This window comes from Rhizobium sp. 10N427 (genome assembly GCF_056394605.1).
The window spans coordinates 1-15,543 of record NZ_JBFTID010000002.1; the positions used below are offsets into that span (position 1 = coordinate 1).

Below are 15,543 nucleotides of genomic sequence, written 5' to 3' on the forward strand. Positions count from 1 at the left end.
GTTCAAGGACAAGCTTTTTCCTGATGTGCCGTTCGGCATGGCCAGCAACCCATGGGCGCAAGCCTATGCTGCTAGCGGTTACACCATGGTGACCGTCTTCGCGATCGGCTACGCCGTCGCAGTGGGAACCCTCGGATATCTGTTCAGGATTTCGAAAGGCGCGTTGCGTGCAACGTTCCTTGTACTCGCGATGTGGGTAGCCTTCTATTTTCATAGAAACGATTTGATGACCGAACTCGGCATCCTTAGACAGACACTTTATATCGCGATATTGGCGCTACTCGTCTCCGGCGGCGGATTTGCTATGAAACTGGGCATTGAGCGACTGCAGAACATTAGGCAGACCACCAAACGTTTGCCAAAACGAGAGGCCTGAACTCATGTATGGATGCCAGGAGCAGCCGAGGGCCATCCGCCGGAGTTAGGGATCGGTCTGGGCGTGAGGGTTAAAAAATGCTTGAATTGCTGGTTTGCGCTTCGTTGGTGGCTGTCGATGGAGACACGGTGAAGTGCCTGCCGACAGGGCAGAACATGCGTCTACTGGGAGAAGGTGTTCCGTTCGTCTCGGGGATCGATACCCCGGAGATAGGATCGCACGCAAAGTGCTTGAAGGAACGGAAGCTGGCGTTGATCGCCAAGGGAAGATTGAAAGAGCTTTTGGCTGAAAAGGGATTGCGTCTGGAATGGAGCGGCGCGGTGGACAAAACGCAGACGCACCGGCCGCTGATCAACATCTACCGGGCGAGCGGCGAGGAAGTCGGGCAGACGCTGTTGCGGGAAGGCTTTGCGCGCGTGTGGCGGCCGAATCATCGGAACGACTGGTGCGCGCCAGGTGCTTGAACCGTGGAACCGTTTGACGGATGGCCGCGTTCATAGGGCGCTGGCTCATTCCTCTGCCAGCTATGTCACTCTCGCGACTTGCCCCGCTCCGTGCGGGGCTTTCTTTTTACTCGATCTCGTAGACGGACGCGCGATCCGCGGTATCTCTCAACCCTTTGTACGAGGCGTGTCGGAGCTTCCCATCGGCCGTCCAAGCCCGATACTCGATCTCGGCTATCAGCCGCGGTCGTGTCCAGACGATGTTCTTGCGACGGCCGCCATAATCGATCGCCGGTTTCTTGGTAGCCAGCTTGTCTAGCTCCTCGCGCAGTTTCCACGTCGCGGCTTCCTTGAACCCGGTTCCGACCGATCCGACGTAGACGAGCTGTCCGCCGCTCTTGCCTGCCAGAAGGAGCGATCCGATACCTGCCCTTGCCGACATCGAGTGCTCATAGCCGACGATCGCAAAGCTGTCGGATTGGATGCACTTGATTTTAAGCCAATCTCCGAGACGCCCGCTGCGGTAGGTGCTGTTTCGATCTTTCGCGATGATACCTTCGAGGCCATGCTCGCAGGCAATTCGGAGAAGAGCGTCACCGTCAGCTTCGACTTCTTCCGATATCCGGATGGCGCCCTCGCCGGTAATGAGCCCTTCCAGCAAATGCCGGCGCGTCGCGAGTTCGGTGTTCAGGAAGGAATGACCATCGAAATAAAGCAGATCGAAAGCCATGAAGATGGCGTCGCCGGAGGTCGCCTTCCCGCTTCGGCCGCCGAGCGACTGCTGAAGGGCACTGAAATCCGATCGGCCTTGCTCGTCGAGAACAACCGCCTCGCCATCAAGGATGGCCGTGGAGACCGGCAGACCCTTGGCGGCGGCTTCGATGAGGGGGAAGCGGTGGGTCCAGTCGTGACCGCCTCTGGTGAGGATCCGGACGCCGGACGGCTCTATGTGAACGGCAAGACGATAGCCGTCCCATTTGACCTCGAAAGACCATTGCTCGCCTTGTGGCGGCTTGTGCTTCAGGAGGGCAAGACACGGTTCTATCCGTGCCGGCATTGGATCGAAGGGAAGGTTTGGCTGCGCAGGATCGCGCGGCTTGCGTGGCCGGGATCGAACCGGCTGATCGGCTTCGCGGAGAAGCGGCTTTGACTTCGGCGGCTTGGTCATGCCGCGAGTTCATCAGCAAATACTTAAAATGCAGTTTGTCTGGATACGTACAAAGGCGCCTTGTCCCGCTGATGTCGCGGGACTCTCATCATTCGATGTGATTAGTTTCGAGCGCTGATGCGTCTTGGCGGACACCTTGGCGCATGAAGGGCTCGCCGGTGTAATGAGTGGCGAGCCCTTTCTCGACTCTCATTGTGCCACGCTTTGCTTCGAGACACATCCCACGATTGCCTGCCCTGCGGCTGTCGATCCTCGCGCGGTAAGAAGGTGAGGCTTATCGGCGATGCCGTCATCAATCGCGATCTGTTTCTTCGCTGCCACAAAAGCCTCGACGAACATTTTCGCAGCAACACCTTCAAGGTGCGTTTGCGAAACAGCTAAATTATCGCCCACCGATCCTGTCTCGCCGTCTTGTACAAAGAGCAACTTGCCATCGAACGCGAACTTCATCTTCGGCCGGTACTCCGCAAGCTTGGCGTCATAGGTGAAGCCGGGTATAGCACGCACGATTATTCCGGGCTTGGCGGAATCGCAAAGTACAAATACGCCAGATCTCAGCGAACTCATGAAGTCGGCGGTGATGCTTTCGCCGCCGGAGAACGGATCAGCCTCCTTTTCTGAAGACCATTGAAGAAGCCCGGCCGATGCTGATGCCGCTGCACCGATAGAGATTGCAGATGCCAAGATGTATGCGCGAACCATCACTCACTCCGTGATCTCTCGGAACAATCTCAGCGATCAAATGCGGAAAATCAACTTCTAATCTTCGTCAAGATTAACGGCGCACCCATCTTTAATGCAACGCCCTAGTCACGGAAAGAAATCGGTGATCGTATTCCAGAATGGATGACACCGATGCACGAGCTGCGCGAAACTGTGGCCGCGCAGTTCATCGATCGATACTCCGATGATCCACGGACCTACAGCCTGATATCCGACCGGCCGGTTAGGGCTACCCGTATCGTCGCGATCGCGCATCAGCGTGACTGGCACTCTCTCGAACCGGTCAGGCCTCGTCCCAACGTACCAAGCGAGTCCTATGTATTCGCACGTGCGCAGCTTCCGGAACGCAGCACGGATCTCTGTTCGCCCATCCGGAAGTTGGCGCATTGAGGTAATTTCGAGTTTCGAGACAACTGGATTATATTTCGTCTCAAGTGCCGGCCCTACGGCATAGCTTGTGAAGACAAAGCTGAAGAACACGATCACCGCGCACATCAGCTTCACCAGCGCCACGCCCGCGGCCTTCAGCCTACTTTGCCACAAGGACCAGCCCTCCCTTGAAAACGAAGTTGGCGAGCAGGGTAATGAACGACCCACCGAAGGCAGCCAAGAGCCACCATCCGAGATTGTTGATCCGATCAAGTCGTTTCTCGATCGCAGTCAACCGTTTCTCGAGGAACTCTTTGTTGAGGTCGTCTTCGACTTCCCTGATCGCTATTTCCTTCTTGATCTCGGCGATGCTCGTGGTGAATTCGGAAATCGTCTTGGCATGCGCCTCAAGATCACGCTGCATGAGGTCCTGGCGATCAAGTGGCATCATCAACCTTTCCGCCTCCCGCACGGCGCGACTTTTGAAGTCGATCGTAATGATCTGCGCACCATTGGACGCGGGCGTTTTCGTTGGCACGCACGATCTGCCAACGCTTCTGCGGCCCGTCGATCGGGTCGTTGAGCTTGGGCTCGACGCCAGGCATTTCGTCACGGCAGTAGCTTGGCCAGTCCGGCAGATTGTCGCCTGCCCGCTGCTGACCTGTCTGCGCCGCAGCATTATCGAGCCTCGCCAGCTGCAGCGCCTGCTTTCCCGCGCAGGCGGTCAAGGTCATACTGACGCCAGCGGCTGACATCAGGATCAGTATCCTCTTCATCTTTCCTCTCCTGCCCTGCGAGTTCCGCGGCGAGCTTTGCATTGGCGGTGGTCGCCTGCCGGCGCGCTTCGTCGGCAAACAGAGCATTCTGGATTGACTGGGTGCGATAGCGCTCAGCCTCGGCCTTGGCAGCGGTCAGTTCTGCCCTCTGCACATAGCCCTCGCGTGCAGCTTCAGCTGCTTTGGCGCGCTCAAGTTCGACCCTGCCGACGATGAACCAGCTCACCAACGGCAGCTTTGAGGCGTAAGGAATATCCCGAAGGGCGGGAACGCCTTCGTAGTAGCCAATCGTGCAGACGAGCGTCACCGCGACCGGCCCAAAGAACTTGATGACCCAGAAAACGAAGCTCATCACTTCAGTCCCGAGACGCAGATCTCCGCCTCGCCGATCCGCTGGGCGTCTCCCATCTCACGGCGCCTCACCAGGCCGGTGACGATCTGCCCGCCCGCCTTGTTGAACGCGGTCTGCGCTTCACACGCTTCCCGGTATCGATTGATCCGGGCAAAGCGTGCAGCCGTCGAATTACAGGAAGCGCCGACGCCGAAATTGTATGCGCCCGAGGTCATGGACGCCTGAAGGCTGACGGGCTTCATCTCGAACCCGTCGATGCATTTCGTCAGCGGTAGATAGTAATCGTGATAGACGCGCCGCCGCAGCATGTCTTCAGCCTGCTGCCGCGTGATCGTCATTCCGCCCTTGACAGGCTTGCCGTCGATCAGGGTTTCGCCATATCCGATGTCCCAGATCTTCGCATACGGGTCCCAGTGCGACTTCAGCACCAACCCTTCCCACGGCTTGATCAAGCTATCCACGGCCAAGGTGGCGGCCGGCGGAGGAATGTCTTCATTGACGGCGAAATAGGTGCCGGACCCTGCGAGAATGGTTGCGAGCATGGCAGCCGCGATAGCTGCCTTGCCCCGCTTTGAAGGGGAAATCTTATGGATCGGCATCGGGTATACCCTTCTGTGCGATGAGGCGTGCGACGAACGCCGCTCCGACCGTCAGGCCAGACAGCGCAGCGAAAAGACGTGGGGGGATCGGCACAAGGCCGTCGAGGTAGGGAAGCGAAAACTCAAGGCCGGAGAGCGCTCCGGCCAGCAGCATCAAGCGCACCGACCAGGCACGCTTCAGCACTGCGCGCCAGTTGCTGACGAGCATGGAAGCCTCCAATGATATACGGGTGGTTACTGGCGCTTGAGGCCGAGATTGAACTGGTAGTGACAGTTGACGCCGTCATAGGCGACGTTCAACCAGCCGAGCCAGACTTTGAGATACCAGCCGGCAAAGAGCGGCTGCTCACGCTTCCACATGAAGAAGCGATGATGGTTGTTCGCCATCAACCAGTAGCGCGGATTGTCCGTATCGGCAGGCGCCTTCAGATAGACCAGAGCCTCCGCCGACATGCCGAGAAGGTTTGATTGCCATCCGTGCGCGGGGTTTCGGCAAATCCAGCATGTGCGCTGCCACCAGAGCTTCCAGCCGGTCGCGCCAACCTCGTATCCCTGCTTCTGGCCGCCATCGAGCGTATTGTCGAGCGTCGAGAACCACTGCAGGACGCCGGGCAGCACCGGTTTGCGCAGCGCCATGGAGAGAGCGGCCAGACTGGGTGCGCTGAACAAAAGAAGCAGCAATGTCCACAGGCTAACGGCCAGCGGAACGCCCCACCACCACAGCAACCCAATCAACATCGGGGATAGAATGCCCCACGTCGTCAAAACGAGCAAACCATTCGGGATGGAGTAGAGGATATAGCGGAGGATCATGACAATGTATCTCCTTCAACTGCCGACTGTTCTGAAGGTAATGGCGGGCCCATGATCTCGCTGGCGCGCGCGGAAGAAAGCGCATCGGAAATGATCGCTTTGAATTTGATGAACGCGTCCGTTCCGGTCGTGAAAACCGTAGCCTTATTGATGATTTGCCTTGTCCTGACTGGCGAGGAATCGATGGCATCAGATACCAGCTCGGCCTCTTCATCAGTCATGCGCAACCAGGGAACGTCAGCCGCCAGGGAATAATCGGTCAAAGGCGGAATCTCACCCCAAGAAGATGTGTCGAAATCCCAGACCTGCCGTGCATCGTCCGGCGCTGTCGGTACTTCAATCGCCGCGTCAGGAGGCTCCACGCCGGCGTATCCACCGATGTAGATGCCGTTCGCGGAAACATAATATTTTGTTTCCGGCGGCGGCAGAACAGAAAAAGGCACATTGGCAACGTCTGCCTCTGTCAACTCCAGGTCTTCGCTCATGCCCACGCCCTCATTACTAGACGCCAGTTGGCGTTGGTTAACCCTACAAGCGCACCGGTCGTCTTATGCGTATACAAGAACACTCCCGCCCCCGCCGACCCGTACCGGACCAGAATGTTCGTCGGGTCACTGAAGTCTATTGACGCCCCGAAGTTGTCGTTAGCGGACGTTGAGACGGCCGTGTATGGGCAAGGAATGGTGTTCCCCACCGAGTATCCGCTCTCGGCAGTTGTGCAAACAAGAACAGGCATGATGACTTTCGGCGCCACACCTAGGCCATGCGCGAGCGTGAGCAATCCTGCGGTCGTAATTGTCTGCTGAGCGCTGATGAATTCTTTGGTAAACGGAAAGCTGATATCCGAGTTTGGAACATTCCAGGTTCGATCCGCAGTCAGACCAGCGATTGAGAAGATTGGGGAAAAGCCGCCGCCATTCTTCAGGCGGAAAGTGGTCGCCGTGAACCATGCGTTGCCAATCTGCCTGCCCACAAAAATGGTGCTGATGAGGTTCGAAACCGTCAACTTCTTCAGCGAAAAACCGTCCGCGCTGTCTGCTACTGCGAACTCATCGCTATCGGCGAGCGTCGGTTTAGCTGTCGCAGCGTGGAAGTAGCCAGGCAGATACCCCGCAACCTTGCCTTGAACGAACGACAAAATCTGACGAACGGTTAGAAAGATCGTTGCACCGTTCAGCATGGCTGGAAGTTTGTGATCTTCCGACGCGGCTCCCGGATCAAGCTGGTCTATACGTGTACCCATCGTCAAATCCTCATGCCATCAGGGTCGCGGAAAGCTGCATACCGAACGTTCTCGACTGCGATGGGTCATTGAGATCGATGGTGGCGATCGGCTGCAGCACGTAGCGGGAAAGAACCGCATTCGCTGTCCCGCTGCCGTCTGTGCCCGACCCGGAGAGAGAAAGCGCAGGCTCTTCCGGAACGTGAGGAAGCTCGCCGTTGTAGCCGATACGGCTCGCGCGGCCCGTCACCTTAGGCGTACGCGCCCAGTTGAGCGGGATAGCGGAGAATGGCGCCACCCAGTTCCCGCCAGCAGAGGCGGAGCTCGTCCGCGTAAAGCTCTCGTTGACGAGGATAGCATCAAACAATCTGGCTTTGTTGACCAGGTTGGTGATCGTAGGCACGTTACCGGCGCTGGTCATGACACGCGCAATCAGCATGTCGTCATAGCCGGAATCGAATAGTGCATTGGCCTCTGCGAGGACACCCGCATTGTAGGCAGGGTCAGCAAGATCCTTGAGGACATAGCCACCCGTGGGCGACCACCGCAGGTGATACGTCTTGCTTGCGGCCACGGCGAAATCCGTCTGCACGGTCGTCACCGTGAAGATGCCACGGTGCAGAAAGTCGATACCCGCCGGCACACGCACCTGACCGGCGGACGGCGAGACGACAGGGATCATTCCGTCAGTCCTGAGAACCTCAGGATAGATGGGCAGGCGCGCACGAGCCTGCGGCATCAGGACGAAGTTGCTCGTATCGCCACCACCGGTCGCCGCCGAGATCAGCTGCTGAATTGCTTGTAGAAGCTGCGTCAGGTCACCACTCGAAGGCGTCAAACCACCAGCTGCGATGACAGCCATAATCTCACGCTGGGGATGCTCTGCTGCCCTTGCGGGCAATCGCGAGCCTGAAGTCGCCCCAGGCGTGCTGCGATCGACATACGGCGCGTTCGGGTCCGCGCTGCCATAGGGAGCGTTGTATTCCATTGAAACCTCGATTTTTAGGGTGTGACAGTGATCAGCAGCTCATTGCCGTATTCATCGACGATCGGTGTGCCGTCCTCGGTCACCAGATTGTCGAGGTAGATCCACGGCGAGAGGATGGGGATCGTCCAGGCAGGCATCTCCCGCCGGAAGAAGCACAAGATCTGTTCGGCCTCACCGAGCGAGAAGAGAGGATCCAGTCCGCATTCGGACACACCCACCTCGAAATACGTTTCCGATGTGTCCCGCACGCGGACGATGACATAGGCCTCTTCCGCCGCCGCGCCCGTCTCGTGGTAACCACCACATTCCGAAAAGCCGCATTCGAAGATGCAAGGCTCCTCGATCTCGACGACGAAACCGAACTCGTAGGCGATCCGGACAAAATCTTCCGGGTGGTTAAGGGGCTCTGCCGCGACCTTGCGGCGAAGCGCGGTCAGGCGCTGCACCGTTGACTGCTCGCCGGTAAAGCATGTTTCCGGCAGGCCGTAATCAGCCTCCCATTCGTCGAGCGTCTCATTCACAGTTTGAGCGCTGGACTCTCCGACGAGCTGCCATGCGCGGGCATAGGCAAAGGCGAAGGGCGCCAGGAGCACACGCGTGAAGCGGCCCAATAGTCCATCCAGCGACACCGCCTCGGCGTCAGGGCTTCCCCATGCTGGCCCCGTGGGCCAAAACGACAGCCCTGCCGAGATCAGATCGTCGCTGGATGGCTGCGAAAGAACATCCGCAGGAAGGGTGAACGCCGCCTGGGATCGTGGCGTGAAGCTGTTCGTCAGCGTATGCGCATAGGGTGATTTAGACATAGTCCACGGTTCCCATGACCGGATACCGTCCGTCTGTGTAGGCGATGTCTTCGATCGGCCAGTTCAGAACGTGGCTTGCCTCACCTGCTACACCGGAGATCGCTTCGGTTATCCAGCTGCGCGAAAGCACGAAGACGTCAGCGGCAACACCTGGCCGCGCCTTGTCGAACAGCATCTTGGTCAATGCAGCCTCGATCAACTCGCGCACGCCCTGCGTATCATTCGTAAGGTTGGCGATGATGGGGTTCAGAGCCTGTGGGGTTGGCGCTTCCGCCACACTATCGTTGACCCGGATCATTCTCTTGGCATCGACGGCGGCCTGAATAGCCACCACGTCGCCCGAGGTTGGGATGTTATCCGGCCGGTCCTTGAACAGAAAAAACACGACGATGAATGAAGGCGTGACGACATCTCGATACGCCCATGCCTTCAGGACTCCAGGCACATCGAGGACGGCCTGCTCGTAATCCGTCAGTTTGCCGGCGCCTGGCGGGTTTGCTTTTCTGAACAGGTATCGGGCGCGGAACGCTTCGACATCCTCGATATCGGCGCCGCCACCTAAGCCCGCGTCACCGACGACAAGATCAACCCCCAATGTCGGATAGAGGCCTGGATCGGACAACGACATCGCGCCGCCGGCATCGCGGTTGGTTGCCGCCCCTTTTCCCTCAGATACTACTTCGAAACTGACAGACCCGAGAGGCGTTGTCTGCGCAGGCCTGGTCGAGATATAGATCTGTGACCCCGATCCGAAACGGATACCGGCCGGATAGACCCGGTTAGGCTCGCCGGTTCCGACAATCACACCGGACGACGATGCAGGTTGCTTCTGGAAAATGTTAACATCGCCGGCATGCAGTTTCAGCATCGGAAGGTTGGCCGTTCTGCCGAACAGCTGCCGGGCCAGGTTGGCCATCCGCAATTCAACTTCATGCCCGAGACCGGCAAGCACCTTTGCCACCACAGTAACGAAGTTATTCTTCAGGCTGGTATCGGTGCCAGGCGTATATTGGCGAAAGTAACCGCGCGCCCGCGACGAAAGCTCATCCAGCGAGCGGACTGTCCACGCCATCGATCTGTCTCCATAAATTTTCGAATTTGCGCTGGTAGACGCGAACGCCGTCGCGCCCGTAAAGATTAACGACGCAATCAAGTCGATTGGCCTGACGGTCAGCTGTCGCAACTGCCTCGATCCGCGACACGGCGCCCTGATCGATCAAGGGCTGGAGAGCCTCGATCGCATAATCCTGGGCATCGATCTCGATCCCCTCATAGAGCGAGCGCCTGCGCAGCAACCACCAGCGCGAGCCGAGCGGCCCCTCGCCTTCCATCTGGTCGAAGCTGTCGCCGAACCAGCCCCGGTTTTCTTCGCCGTCACGCAGCTCGCTTTCCTCCACACGACGATCGGTCATGAGGTGAATGAGAACCTGCGTCGCCAATCCCTGCTCGGCGCGAAAATCGCCCGGCGCGGTAGGGTGGTCAGGCGAATTCAACAGGAGATCGCCGACAATCCCATCCCAGCCGAGATCCGGCGCGCGATAGGGCTCAGCGCTATCATCCTTGGGAATGATGCGAACCACGGATATCCTCGTTTTCGTTAAGCGGGATCAGGCCCCGTTATTGCCGTCGCTGTCGGTGATCACGCCTGAGGCGGTAATATTGCCGTTCACCTGCAGATCGCCGTTGATGGTCGCCGGACCGTTGAGTACCCAGCCACCGGCCGTCGTCGTGATCGTCCGCCCGGCAACATCGACAATGATCCCTTCCGAGACGAACTTCTGGATATTGCCGAATGCGTCATAGATCGCGGACCCACCAAGCGGTAAAACCGGCCGCTTGTCGGGATGCTCGCCTCCGATCGCCAACGCGAAGTCGGGAGTTCCAGGCTTTGGCAGGACGAAACCCTTGCCGCCGGCTATCGGGCTAGAAGCAAAACCGTGAGGCTCCGGACGATAGATCCGCGTCCAGCCATCGCCATAGGCGCCGCGGCCAGAGACGAATTGCTGACCATCCTTCTCCTCGACGCGGCCATCAAAATCGAGCCGGATCATTCCTCACCATACTCCGCATCAACGAGACCGGGCGCCGCATAGTTGCTGGCATTTTTGCCGCGTGGGTTGTCGCCACCCAAGGCTCGGGGATCAGCAAGAGAAAGCGTCGCCACGGTCATGTCCGCCTGCGAAAAGCTGATGCTTTTGATGATCATCAAACCCTCGATCCCTAGCCAGTCGTCCTCGACATGAACAAGCCAGTTCGGCTGCCAGATCATTCCGGCCTTATCGCGCCAGCCAGTGACGGGAAGGTTCGCTGTTACGCTGTTTCCGGCCGCTCGCCGCGCCGACCACGTGGCCCGCTTCTTCATGCGGTCGATCGTGGTCTCACCCTCATGCGGCAGAATGAGAGGCCGGTGTCGTTTGACACCCTTGTCGTGAACCGAGGTCTGCGGCCGGAGCTGCTGCTTTCCGGTCCCGACAGTCGCCTGTCCGCGCACCTTCGTGTGACTGTAGCGGTTCGCTTCCGTGAAGTTGGCAGTTGGACCTGGCAAGATATTCACGCCGCGTTTCAGTGTTCCCGCATGCATGCCGCCAGGCTTGCTGGCAATCATGATCTGACCCTTCGGCGTATCGTGGATCAGCGCGCCCCGCCCCCGGGCGCGGCGCTCGATCGAGCTGAAAGCACTTTCTCCCAGTCCGAGCTTATGGCGCGGCTCCTTCGGAAAGCGCGTCCCGTCTGATTTGATGCCGATACCAAGGCTATCCAGTTCCTTGGCGATCCCCACGATATCCTCGTCGAAGATCTCGCCTGTCGGATGCTCGGCCGAGCACTCGACGAAATCGACAGTCCTCGACACAAGACTGCAGCCGAGGCTGCGATCATCAGCCTCGTAACCGGTTGCGATATCGCGGACATAGCCAGTCAGCATCCGCGTTCCGCTGGCATCGACCGCCGCTTCCTGACCGACGGTGATGGGTAGGCCGCGTCCTCTGATCACCAGGTCGAGATTGGCAGTACGGACCGCCTCCTCCGCGGAGACGTCGATGGTGATGGTCTTGACCGGAGGAAAACCTGCGATCGTGATCGTCTCGAACATGTCAGCCTTCCAGGGCGTCGAAACCGACAGGCATCAGCATCGGGGTGGACGATCCGGCGATATCGACGAGGCCGCCGGCCCGTGACGCGTCGCCATAGAGTTTGTAGGCAAGGACCGTCGAAGGCATCGAGATGCCGGTCTCAATCCACACGACGGGCACAAGGTCTGCAGCAATGTCCGAAATCAGGCGCACGGAAATCTGCACCAGGTTGGAGAGCCATCCATAGAGATCGGCCGCATCCGCGCCGATCGTCGAGACAACAGACAGCGCCGTATCTCCCGTAATAGAGACGCGCTCCCTGCCAGCGCGGGCCTGAGGCCGGGAAATCCACGACACTCGCGCGCCTGCAATCGCCAGACCGGCCGCAAGCAGAATCCTCCCGGCGTCACGCGTGTCGGCACTGGAGAATACACCAGCCTTCAGGCTGTCGAATTCAGCGGGCGACGAGACACTCTCGCCAATGACGCGCATCAGCGACAGACACTCCGCGGCAAAACCCTCCGCGTCCAATGATGGGGCAGCATCAACCCGCGTGCTGAAGGCGGAGGCGTCATCCTCGTCTGAAACGAGAACTGCCGCCAGATCTGCAAGCCAGGCACAGAGTGAGGCGCGATCGACGCTCATCAGAACAACCTCGAAAATCCAGACACAGCACCGGCAAGCCTTTCAACAAAGGCAATTGTCACATCGCCGATCCGAAGCGTCGTGCCCGCCTCGTTGCTCAGCGGAACGGCTGAGAGATCGAAGGCAATATAACCCTGCCGGTCCTTTTCGCGGGAGCGGCGAAAATTCTCGACATAGGCCATGAACCCGCCATCGATCGGCAGGACCAGACGCCCCGGCCCAACGGCGAGGCAGGCCGTCGCGAGCGAAAGCGCTTGCCGGTCGCTTTCGTCGCCGAGCAGGTAGGCTGTGACATCGTAGTTCGCCGTCGCAAGCCCTGCCTCTTCAAGGACGGTTCGGCGGCCACCGGCATATTCGTGCCGGGCAATCCGCTTTCCCCCGGCGAAAGACTCCTGATCAACCCAAAAGCGCTCGCCGCGGAAACTCGCCGGCCGCAGATCTCGTGCCCAGTTGCGCATCCCCTACTCCATCCCGGCATTCATCGGCCGATTGATCGAAGCCGGCATCGAGCGGCCGGTGTCCGCATTGACCCGACCGCCTGCCACGCCCGGTCCCGGACCCAGCGAACCGAATTTTCCGGCAGCCGCAGCGAGCTTCTCGGCGGCAGCGGCAATCGCAGTGCTGACGTCGTAACCAGCCACCTTGATCAAAGCGGCGGACTCTTCGATATGCTTTCCAGCTTCCTTGCCACCATCGGCAACCTGCTGTCCGGCTTCCTCGCCGCCGAGATCGATCTTCAGCGCATCCTTGAATTCCTCTTTCGAGGGCATGCGGAAGAAATCCGGCGAGATGGCAGGGGCGCCGGGCATCCCCGCCGTCTTCGCCCGCTGCAGCGATGCCTGGTTTGCGCCGTTGCGGCTGTCAGCATACTGACCGTAAATCTCAGCTGCGCTGGCGCGCGGAGCATCGACAGCGGAGGGCCGGGAGCTTGGCATTGGGACACCCGTCCCAGGCAGCTTGCGTGGATCCATATGACTGTCGCCACCCGGAAACTCCGGAAGCCTTGGCCCCTGCGGCATGTTCGGGCCTTGCCGCATGCGCTTCAGGAATTCTGGATCGCGATAGCCACCGGCCAGAGCAAGCTTGTCAGCAGCGTCACTATGCGAAAACGAACCGAAAGGCAGGTTCTTCGCCATCCATGTCTCTGTCGCCCAATAGCCGTTGCCCTGCTTGCCGAGCGTGTCCCTAACAGCGCTGCCGTAATCGACGTCTTTCGAGATCGCATCCATGACCGGCACGGCAGGAACGGCTGCGCCACGGCCGATGCTGTTCATCAGCTTGTCCCAGCTGCTCGACAGCCGGTCCACGCTCGCCTGCGTGTCGCCGGTAACCCGAGCGAGATCGCGAAAGACCGTTCCATCGACGTCGGTCTCATTGACCGTCTTCAGGAACTTTTCATAGCTGTCGGCGCTGGTCATCAGCGACTGCATGCCGAGGCGGAACTGCTCGTCAGTGAAGAGCAGCGGTAGCTTGCTAAGGTCTCCCTTCACAGCCTCTTTCGAGATCCGGACGAACGCAGAAACGGTATCCTCGCCACTCTTGCGGGCAGCATCCATCTCCTTGCGCAGATCGATACCCATCTTCGAGAACTTCGTCGCAGTGTCAGCAGAGTAGATCTTGCCGAACACATTTTGCGCATAGGTCGCGGCTGAGGACGCCGAACCTGTGTCTTCACGGATGGTCTGCAGGATCGCCACCAGCTTCTTGAGACCATCTTCGCCAGTATACCCGAGCGACGAAAACGAGTTGGCCAGGTCAGGAATATAGGTTGCCATGTCCTTAAGCTCGAACTGGCCTGCCTTGCCGCCGGCGACCATGATATCGAAGGCGTGCTGCATCTGACTGGTTTCGAGCTTCAGCGCCGAAGCCGCCTTGATTGCCGTGTTGGCGATGTCGTCGGTGGCGGCGCCTGAAGCCTGCGCTGTCGCCAGAACCGAAGGAAGGAAGGCCATAGCCTCCTTCAGATCCATACCCGAGGCAACCAGTGTATCGAGCGCAGTGACGCCGTCGCCAACGCCCATGGCAAGCTGCTTCGTGACATTCTGAATGTCACCGAAGGCCTCCTTCGTCTCAGTAGCGCTGGCGTTCGCTGTGATGCCGATCCGGTTCATTTCGCGCTCGATCGCCGCAAAGTCCTTGAGGGCTTTGGCTGCTCCGAAAGCCAGAGCTGCAGGCGCCGCGTACCGAGCCATTGCACCGAAGGCTGCCTGACTTCCCTTCGCCAACATCCCCTGCGACCGATTGAGGGCAGCCGCACGCTTGTTGATGTCCGCCATCTTGTCGGAAACACCCTTCAGCACCCGGCCGGTCTTATCGACCGCCGAGATCTTCAACCGTGCTTCGACTTCGCGCGTCATCGATTACCCCTTCGCAACGATCATTGCGCGGCGGACCCACCACGCAATTTCCGATAGCGTCATCCGTTGGACTGTTGCGGCATCCCATCGGAGCCTGAAGACGAGCTGGTCTGCGGCGCTGGCGAAGCTGCCGACGCCGCCGGCAGGAAAAAATCGCAGATGGCATCCTGCAGCGCCTTTGTATCGGCGAAGTTCAGAGTGGCGAGATCCTTGTATTCCGGACGCCGCACGAGCTTTTGCGCATACTCGTCGATGATTGGCCAGAAGGTGAGGATCACCTTTCCGCCATGGCCGTTCGGTTGGGCTTCCTGCGGGAACCCAAGGCCCGACATGACGATGTCCTGATAGTTCGGCTCGCGCAGCGTGATGCTGTCGAACGGCGTTTCACCAGGTGGCTCGTAGCGCTGCGAGAGCTTGATCGTCTTGTCAGCCATATCAGCCGCCCGTCTTGCGATAGGTCTCGCCGACAATGGTCAAGCCCGAGGCCTCACCATTGATCCGGTTCGCCTCGTGAGTGCCGGTAAACACCGCATCGATAAAGTGATGCGTCACGCCGGTGTGTTCTTCGTTGATGACGATATTCTGCCGCGGCGCCAGCAGCAGATCGTCGGCATCGACGTCGTCCCGGAAGGTGATCACCGCACTGGGTGAGCGGGGGGTGAACACACGGTCCATCGATGCGTCCTGATTGGTGGTCGCTTCAGACGATGCGCTACCGCTCGATACACTGAAGGTGCCGCGCAACGCGAGCATCCTGCCGCTTGAAAGACGGACGTTCATGCGCCCGCCGAAATCCTTACCAGCCATCGCTGTTTCTCCTGATAACTATAACGATTGA

24 protein-coding genes are annotated in these 15,543 nt (G+C 59.2%); 2 read left to right on the top strand and 22 right to left on the bottom strand.

Going from position 1 to position 15,543, the window contains the following annotated elements; all coding sequences use genetic code 11:
* Both AC1DIJ_RS04360 and AC1DIJ_RS04365 read left to right on the top strand, forming a co-directional pair.
* A partial coding sequence (locus tag AC1DIJ_RS04360; protein WP_477831185.1) for a hypothetical protein occupies window positions 1–376 on the top strand: 376 nt, incomplete at its 5' end.
* Window positions 377–453: 77 nt separating this feature from the next.
* Entirely contained in the window at window positions 454–840 is a 387-nt protein-coding gene (locus tag AC1DIJ_RS04365) for a thermonuclease family protein (RefSeq protein WP_477831186.1), read from the top strand.
* Between the two features lie 106 nt (window positions 841–946).
* Here the strand turns inward: AC1DIJ_RS04365 and ligD are convergent, their stop codons facing one another.
* The 22 genes from ligD to AC1DIJ_RS04475 all read right to left on the bottom strand — a co-directional run bounded on the left by ligD (window position 947) and on the right by AC1DIJ_RS04475 (window position 15,512).
* Entirely contained in the window at window positions 947–1,987 is a 1,041-nt protein-coding gene (gene ligD, locus AC1DIJ_RS04370; RefSeq protein ID WP_477831187.1) for a non-homologous end-joining DNA ligase, read from the bottom strand.
* 189 nt (window positions 1,988–2,176) lie between these two features.
* The gene (locus AC1DIJ_RS04375) at window positions 2,177–2,689 is read right to left on the bottom strand and encodes a hypothetical protein (protein ID WP_477831188.1); all 513 of its coding nucleotides are present in this window, start codon (window positions 2,687–2,689) and stop codon (window positions 2,177–2,179) included.
* A gap of 108 nt (window positions 2,690–2,797) precedes the next feature.
* On the bottom strand, window positions 2,798–3,223 hold the full coding sequence (locus AC1DIJ_RS04380) for a hypothetical protein (RefSeq protein ID WP_477831189.1): 426 nt from the start codon (window positions 3,221–3,223) through the stop codon (window positions 2,798–2,800).
* Window positions 3,224–3,239: 16 nt separating this feature from the next.
* Window positions 3,240–3,530 (bottom strand): hypothetical protein, encoded by a 291-nt coding sequence (locus AC1DIJ_RS04385; RefSeq protein ID WP_112597599.1) that lies wholly within the window; start codon window positions 3,528–3,530, stop codon window positions 3,240–3,242.
* Window positions 3,517–3,855 (bottom strand): hypothetical protein, encoded by a 339-nt coding sequence (locus tag AC1DIJ_RS04390; RefSeq protein WP_477831190.1) that lies wholly within the window; start codon window positions 3,853–3,855, stop codon window positions 3,517–3,519. Before AC1DIJ_RS04390 ends, AC1DIJ_RS04385 begins: the two co-directional genes overlap by 14 nt.
* On the bottom strand, window positions 3,758–4,207 hold the full coding sequence (locus tag AC1DIJ_RS04395; protein WP_477831191.1) for a hypothetical protein: 450 nt from the start codon (window positions 4,205–4,207) through the stop codon (window positions 3,758–3,760). Before AC1DIJ_RS04395 ends, AC1DIJ_RS04390 begins: the two co-directional genes overlap by 98 nt.
* Window positions 4,207–4,806 carry a lysozyme gene (locus tag AC1DIJ_RS04400; RefSeq protein ID WP_477831192.1) on the bottom strand — a complete coding sequence of 200 codons (600 nt, stop codon included), beginning with the start codon at window positions 4,804–4,806 and terminating at the stop codon, window positions 4,207–4,209. Before AC1DIJ_RS04400 ends, AC1DIJ_RS04395 begins: the two co-directional genes overlap by 1 nt.
* Window positions 4,793–5,014, bottom strand: a complete 222-nt coding sequence (locus AC1DIJ_RS04405) for a DUF7940 domain-containing protein (RefSeq protein ID WP_477831193.1) — start codon at window positions 5,012–5,014, stop codon at window positions 4,793–4,795. The genes AC1DIJ_RS04400 and AC1DIJ_RS04405 overlap by 14 nt, the downstream gene beginning before the upstream one ends.
* 26 nt (window positions 5,015–5,040) lie before the next feature.
* Complete coding sequence (locus tag AC1DIJ_RS04410) at window positions 5,041–5,619, bottom strand: DUF7338 family protein (protein ID WP_477831194.1); 579 nt, start codon at window positions 5,617–5,619, stop codon at window positions 5,041–5,043.
* Window positions 5,616–6,104, bottom strand: coding sequence for a hypothetical protein (locus AC1DIJ_RS04415; protein ID WP_477831195.1), 489 nt, complete (start codon window positions 6,102–6,104; stop codon window positions 5,616–5,618). Before AC1DIJ_RS04415 ends, AC1DIJ_RS04410 begins: the two co-directional genes overlap by 4 nt.
* Window positions 6,101–6,862 carry a hypothetical protein gene (locus tag AC1DIJ_RS04420; RefSeq protein WP_477831196.1) on the bottom strand — a complete coding sequence of 254 codons (762 nt, stop codon included), beginning with the start codon at window positions 6,860–6,862 and terminating at the stop codon, window positions 6,101–6,103. The genes AC1DIJ_RS04415 and AC1DIJ_RS04420 overlap by 4 nt, the downstream gene beginning before the upstream one ends.
* A gap of 10 nt (window positions 6,863–6,872) precedes the next feature.
* The gene (locus tag AC1DIJ_RS04425; protein ID WP_477831197.1) at window positions 6,873–7,829 is read right to left on the bottom strand and encodes a hypothetical protein; all 957 of its coding nucleotides are present in this window, start codon (window positions 7,827–7,829) and stop codon (window positions 6,873–6,875) included.
* Between the two features lie 14 nt (window positions 7,830–7,843).
* Window positions 7,844–8,632: a hypothetical protein gene (locus AC1DIJ_RS04430; RefSeq protein ID WP_477831198.1), complete on the bottom strand. Its 789-nt coding sequence runs from the start codon at window positions 8,630–8,632 to the stop codon at window positions 7,844–7,846.
* Window positions 8,625–9,704 (bottom strand): baseplate J/gp47 family protein, encoded by a 1,080-nt coding sequence (locus AC1DIJ_RS04435; protein ID WP_477831362.1) that lies wholly within the window; start codon window positions 9,702–9,704, stop codon window positions 8,625–8,627. Before AC1DIJ_RS04435 ends, AC1DIJ_RS04430 begins: the two co-directional genes overlap by 8 nt.
* Window positions 9,676–10,212 carry a phage GP46 family protein gene (locus AC1DIJ_RS04440; protein WP_477831199.1) on the bottom strand — a complete coding sequence of 179 codons (537 nt, stop codon included), beginning with the start codon at window positions 10,210–10,212 and terminating at the stop codon, window positions 9,676–9,678. The genes AC1DIJ_RS04435 and AC1DIJ_RS04440 overlap by 29 nt, the downstream gene beginning before the upstream one ends.
* Before the next feature lie 27 nt (window positions 10,213–10,239).
* On the bottom strand, window positions 10,240–10,683 hold the full coding sequence (locus tag AC1DIJ_RS04445) for a phage baseplate assembly protein domain-containing protein (protein ID WP_477831200.1): 444 nt from the start codon (window positions 10,681–10,683) through the stop codon (window positions 10,240–10,242).
* Window positions 10,680–11,723, bottom strand: coding sequence for a phage baseplate assembly protein (locus AC1DIJ_RS04450; RefSeq protein WP_477831201.1), 1,044 nt, complete (start codon window positions 11,721–11,723; stop codon window positions 10,680–10,682). The genes AC1DIJ_RS04445 and AC1DIJ_RS04450 overlap by 4 nt, the downstream gene beginning before the upstream one ends.
* Before the next feature lies 1 nt (window position 11,724).
* Entirely contained in the window at window positions 11,725–12,348 is a 624-nt protein-coding gene (locus AC1DIJ_RS04455; RefSeq protein ID WP_477831202.1) for a hypothetical protein, read from the bottom strand.
* Window positions 12,348–12,806, bottom strand: coding sequence for a DNA circularization N-terminal domain-containing protein (locus tag AC1DIJ_RS04460; RefSeq protein WP_477831203.1), 459 nt, complete (start codon window positions 12,804–12,806; stop codon window positions 12,348–12,350). Before AC1DIJ_RS04460 ends, AC1DIJ_RS04455 begins: the two co-directional genes overlap by 1 nt.
* Before the next feature lie 3 nt (window positions 12,807–12,809).
* Complete coding sequence (locus AC1DIJ_RS04465) at window positions 12,810–14,705, bottom strand: phage tail tape measure protein (protein ID WP_477831204.1); 1,896 nt, start codon at window positions 14,703–14,705, stop codon at window positions 12,810–12,812.
* A gap of 59 nt (window positions 14,706–14,764) precedes the next feature.
* Window positions 14,765–15,139 (bottom strand): hypothetical protein, encoded by a 375-nt coding sequence (locus AC1DIJ_RS04470; RefSeq protein WP_477831205.1) that lies wholly within the window; start codon window positions 15,137–15,139, stop codon window positions 14,765–14,767.
* 1 nt (window position 15,140) lies between these two features.
* Window positions 15,141–15,512 (bottom strand): hypothetical protein, encoded by a 372-nt coding sequence (locus AC1DIJ_RS04475; RefSeq protein WP_477831206.1) that lies wholly within the window; start codon window positions 15,510–15,512, stop codon window positions 15,141–15,143.
* Window positions 15,513–15,543 lie beyond the last annotated feature (31 nt).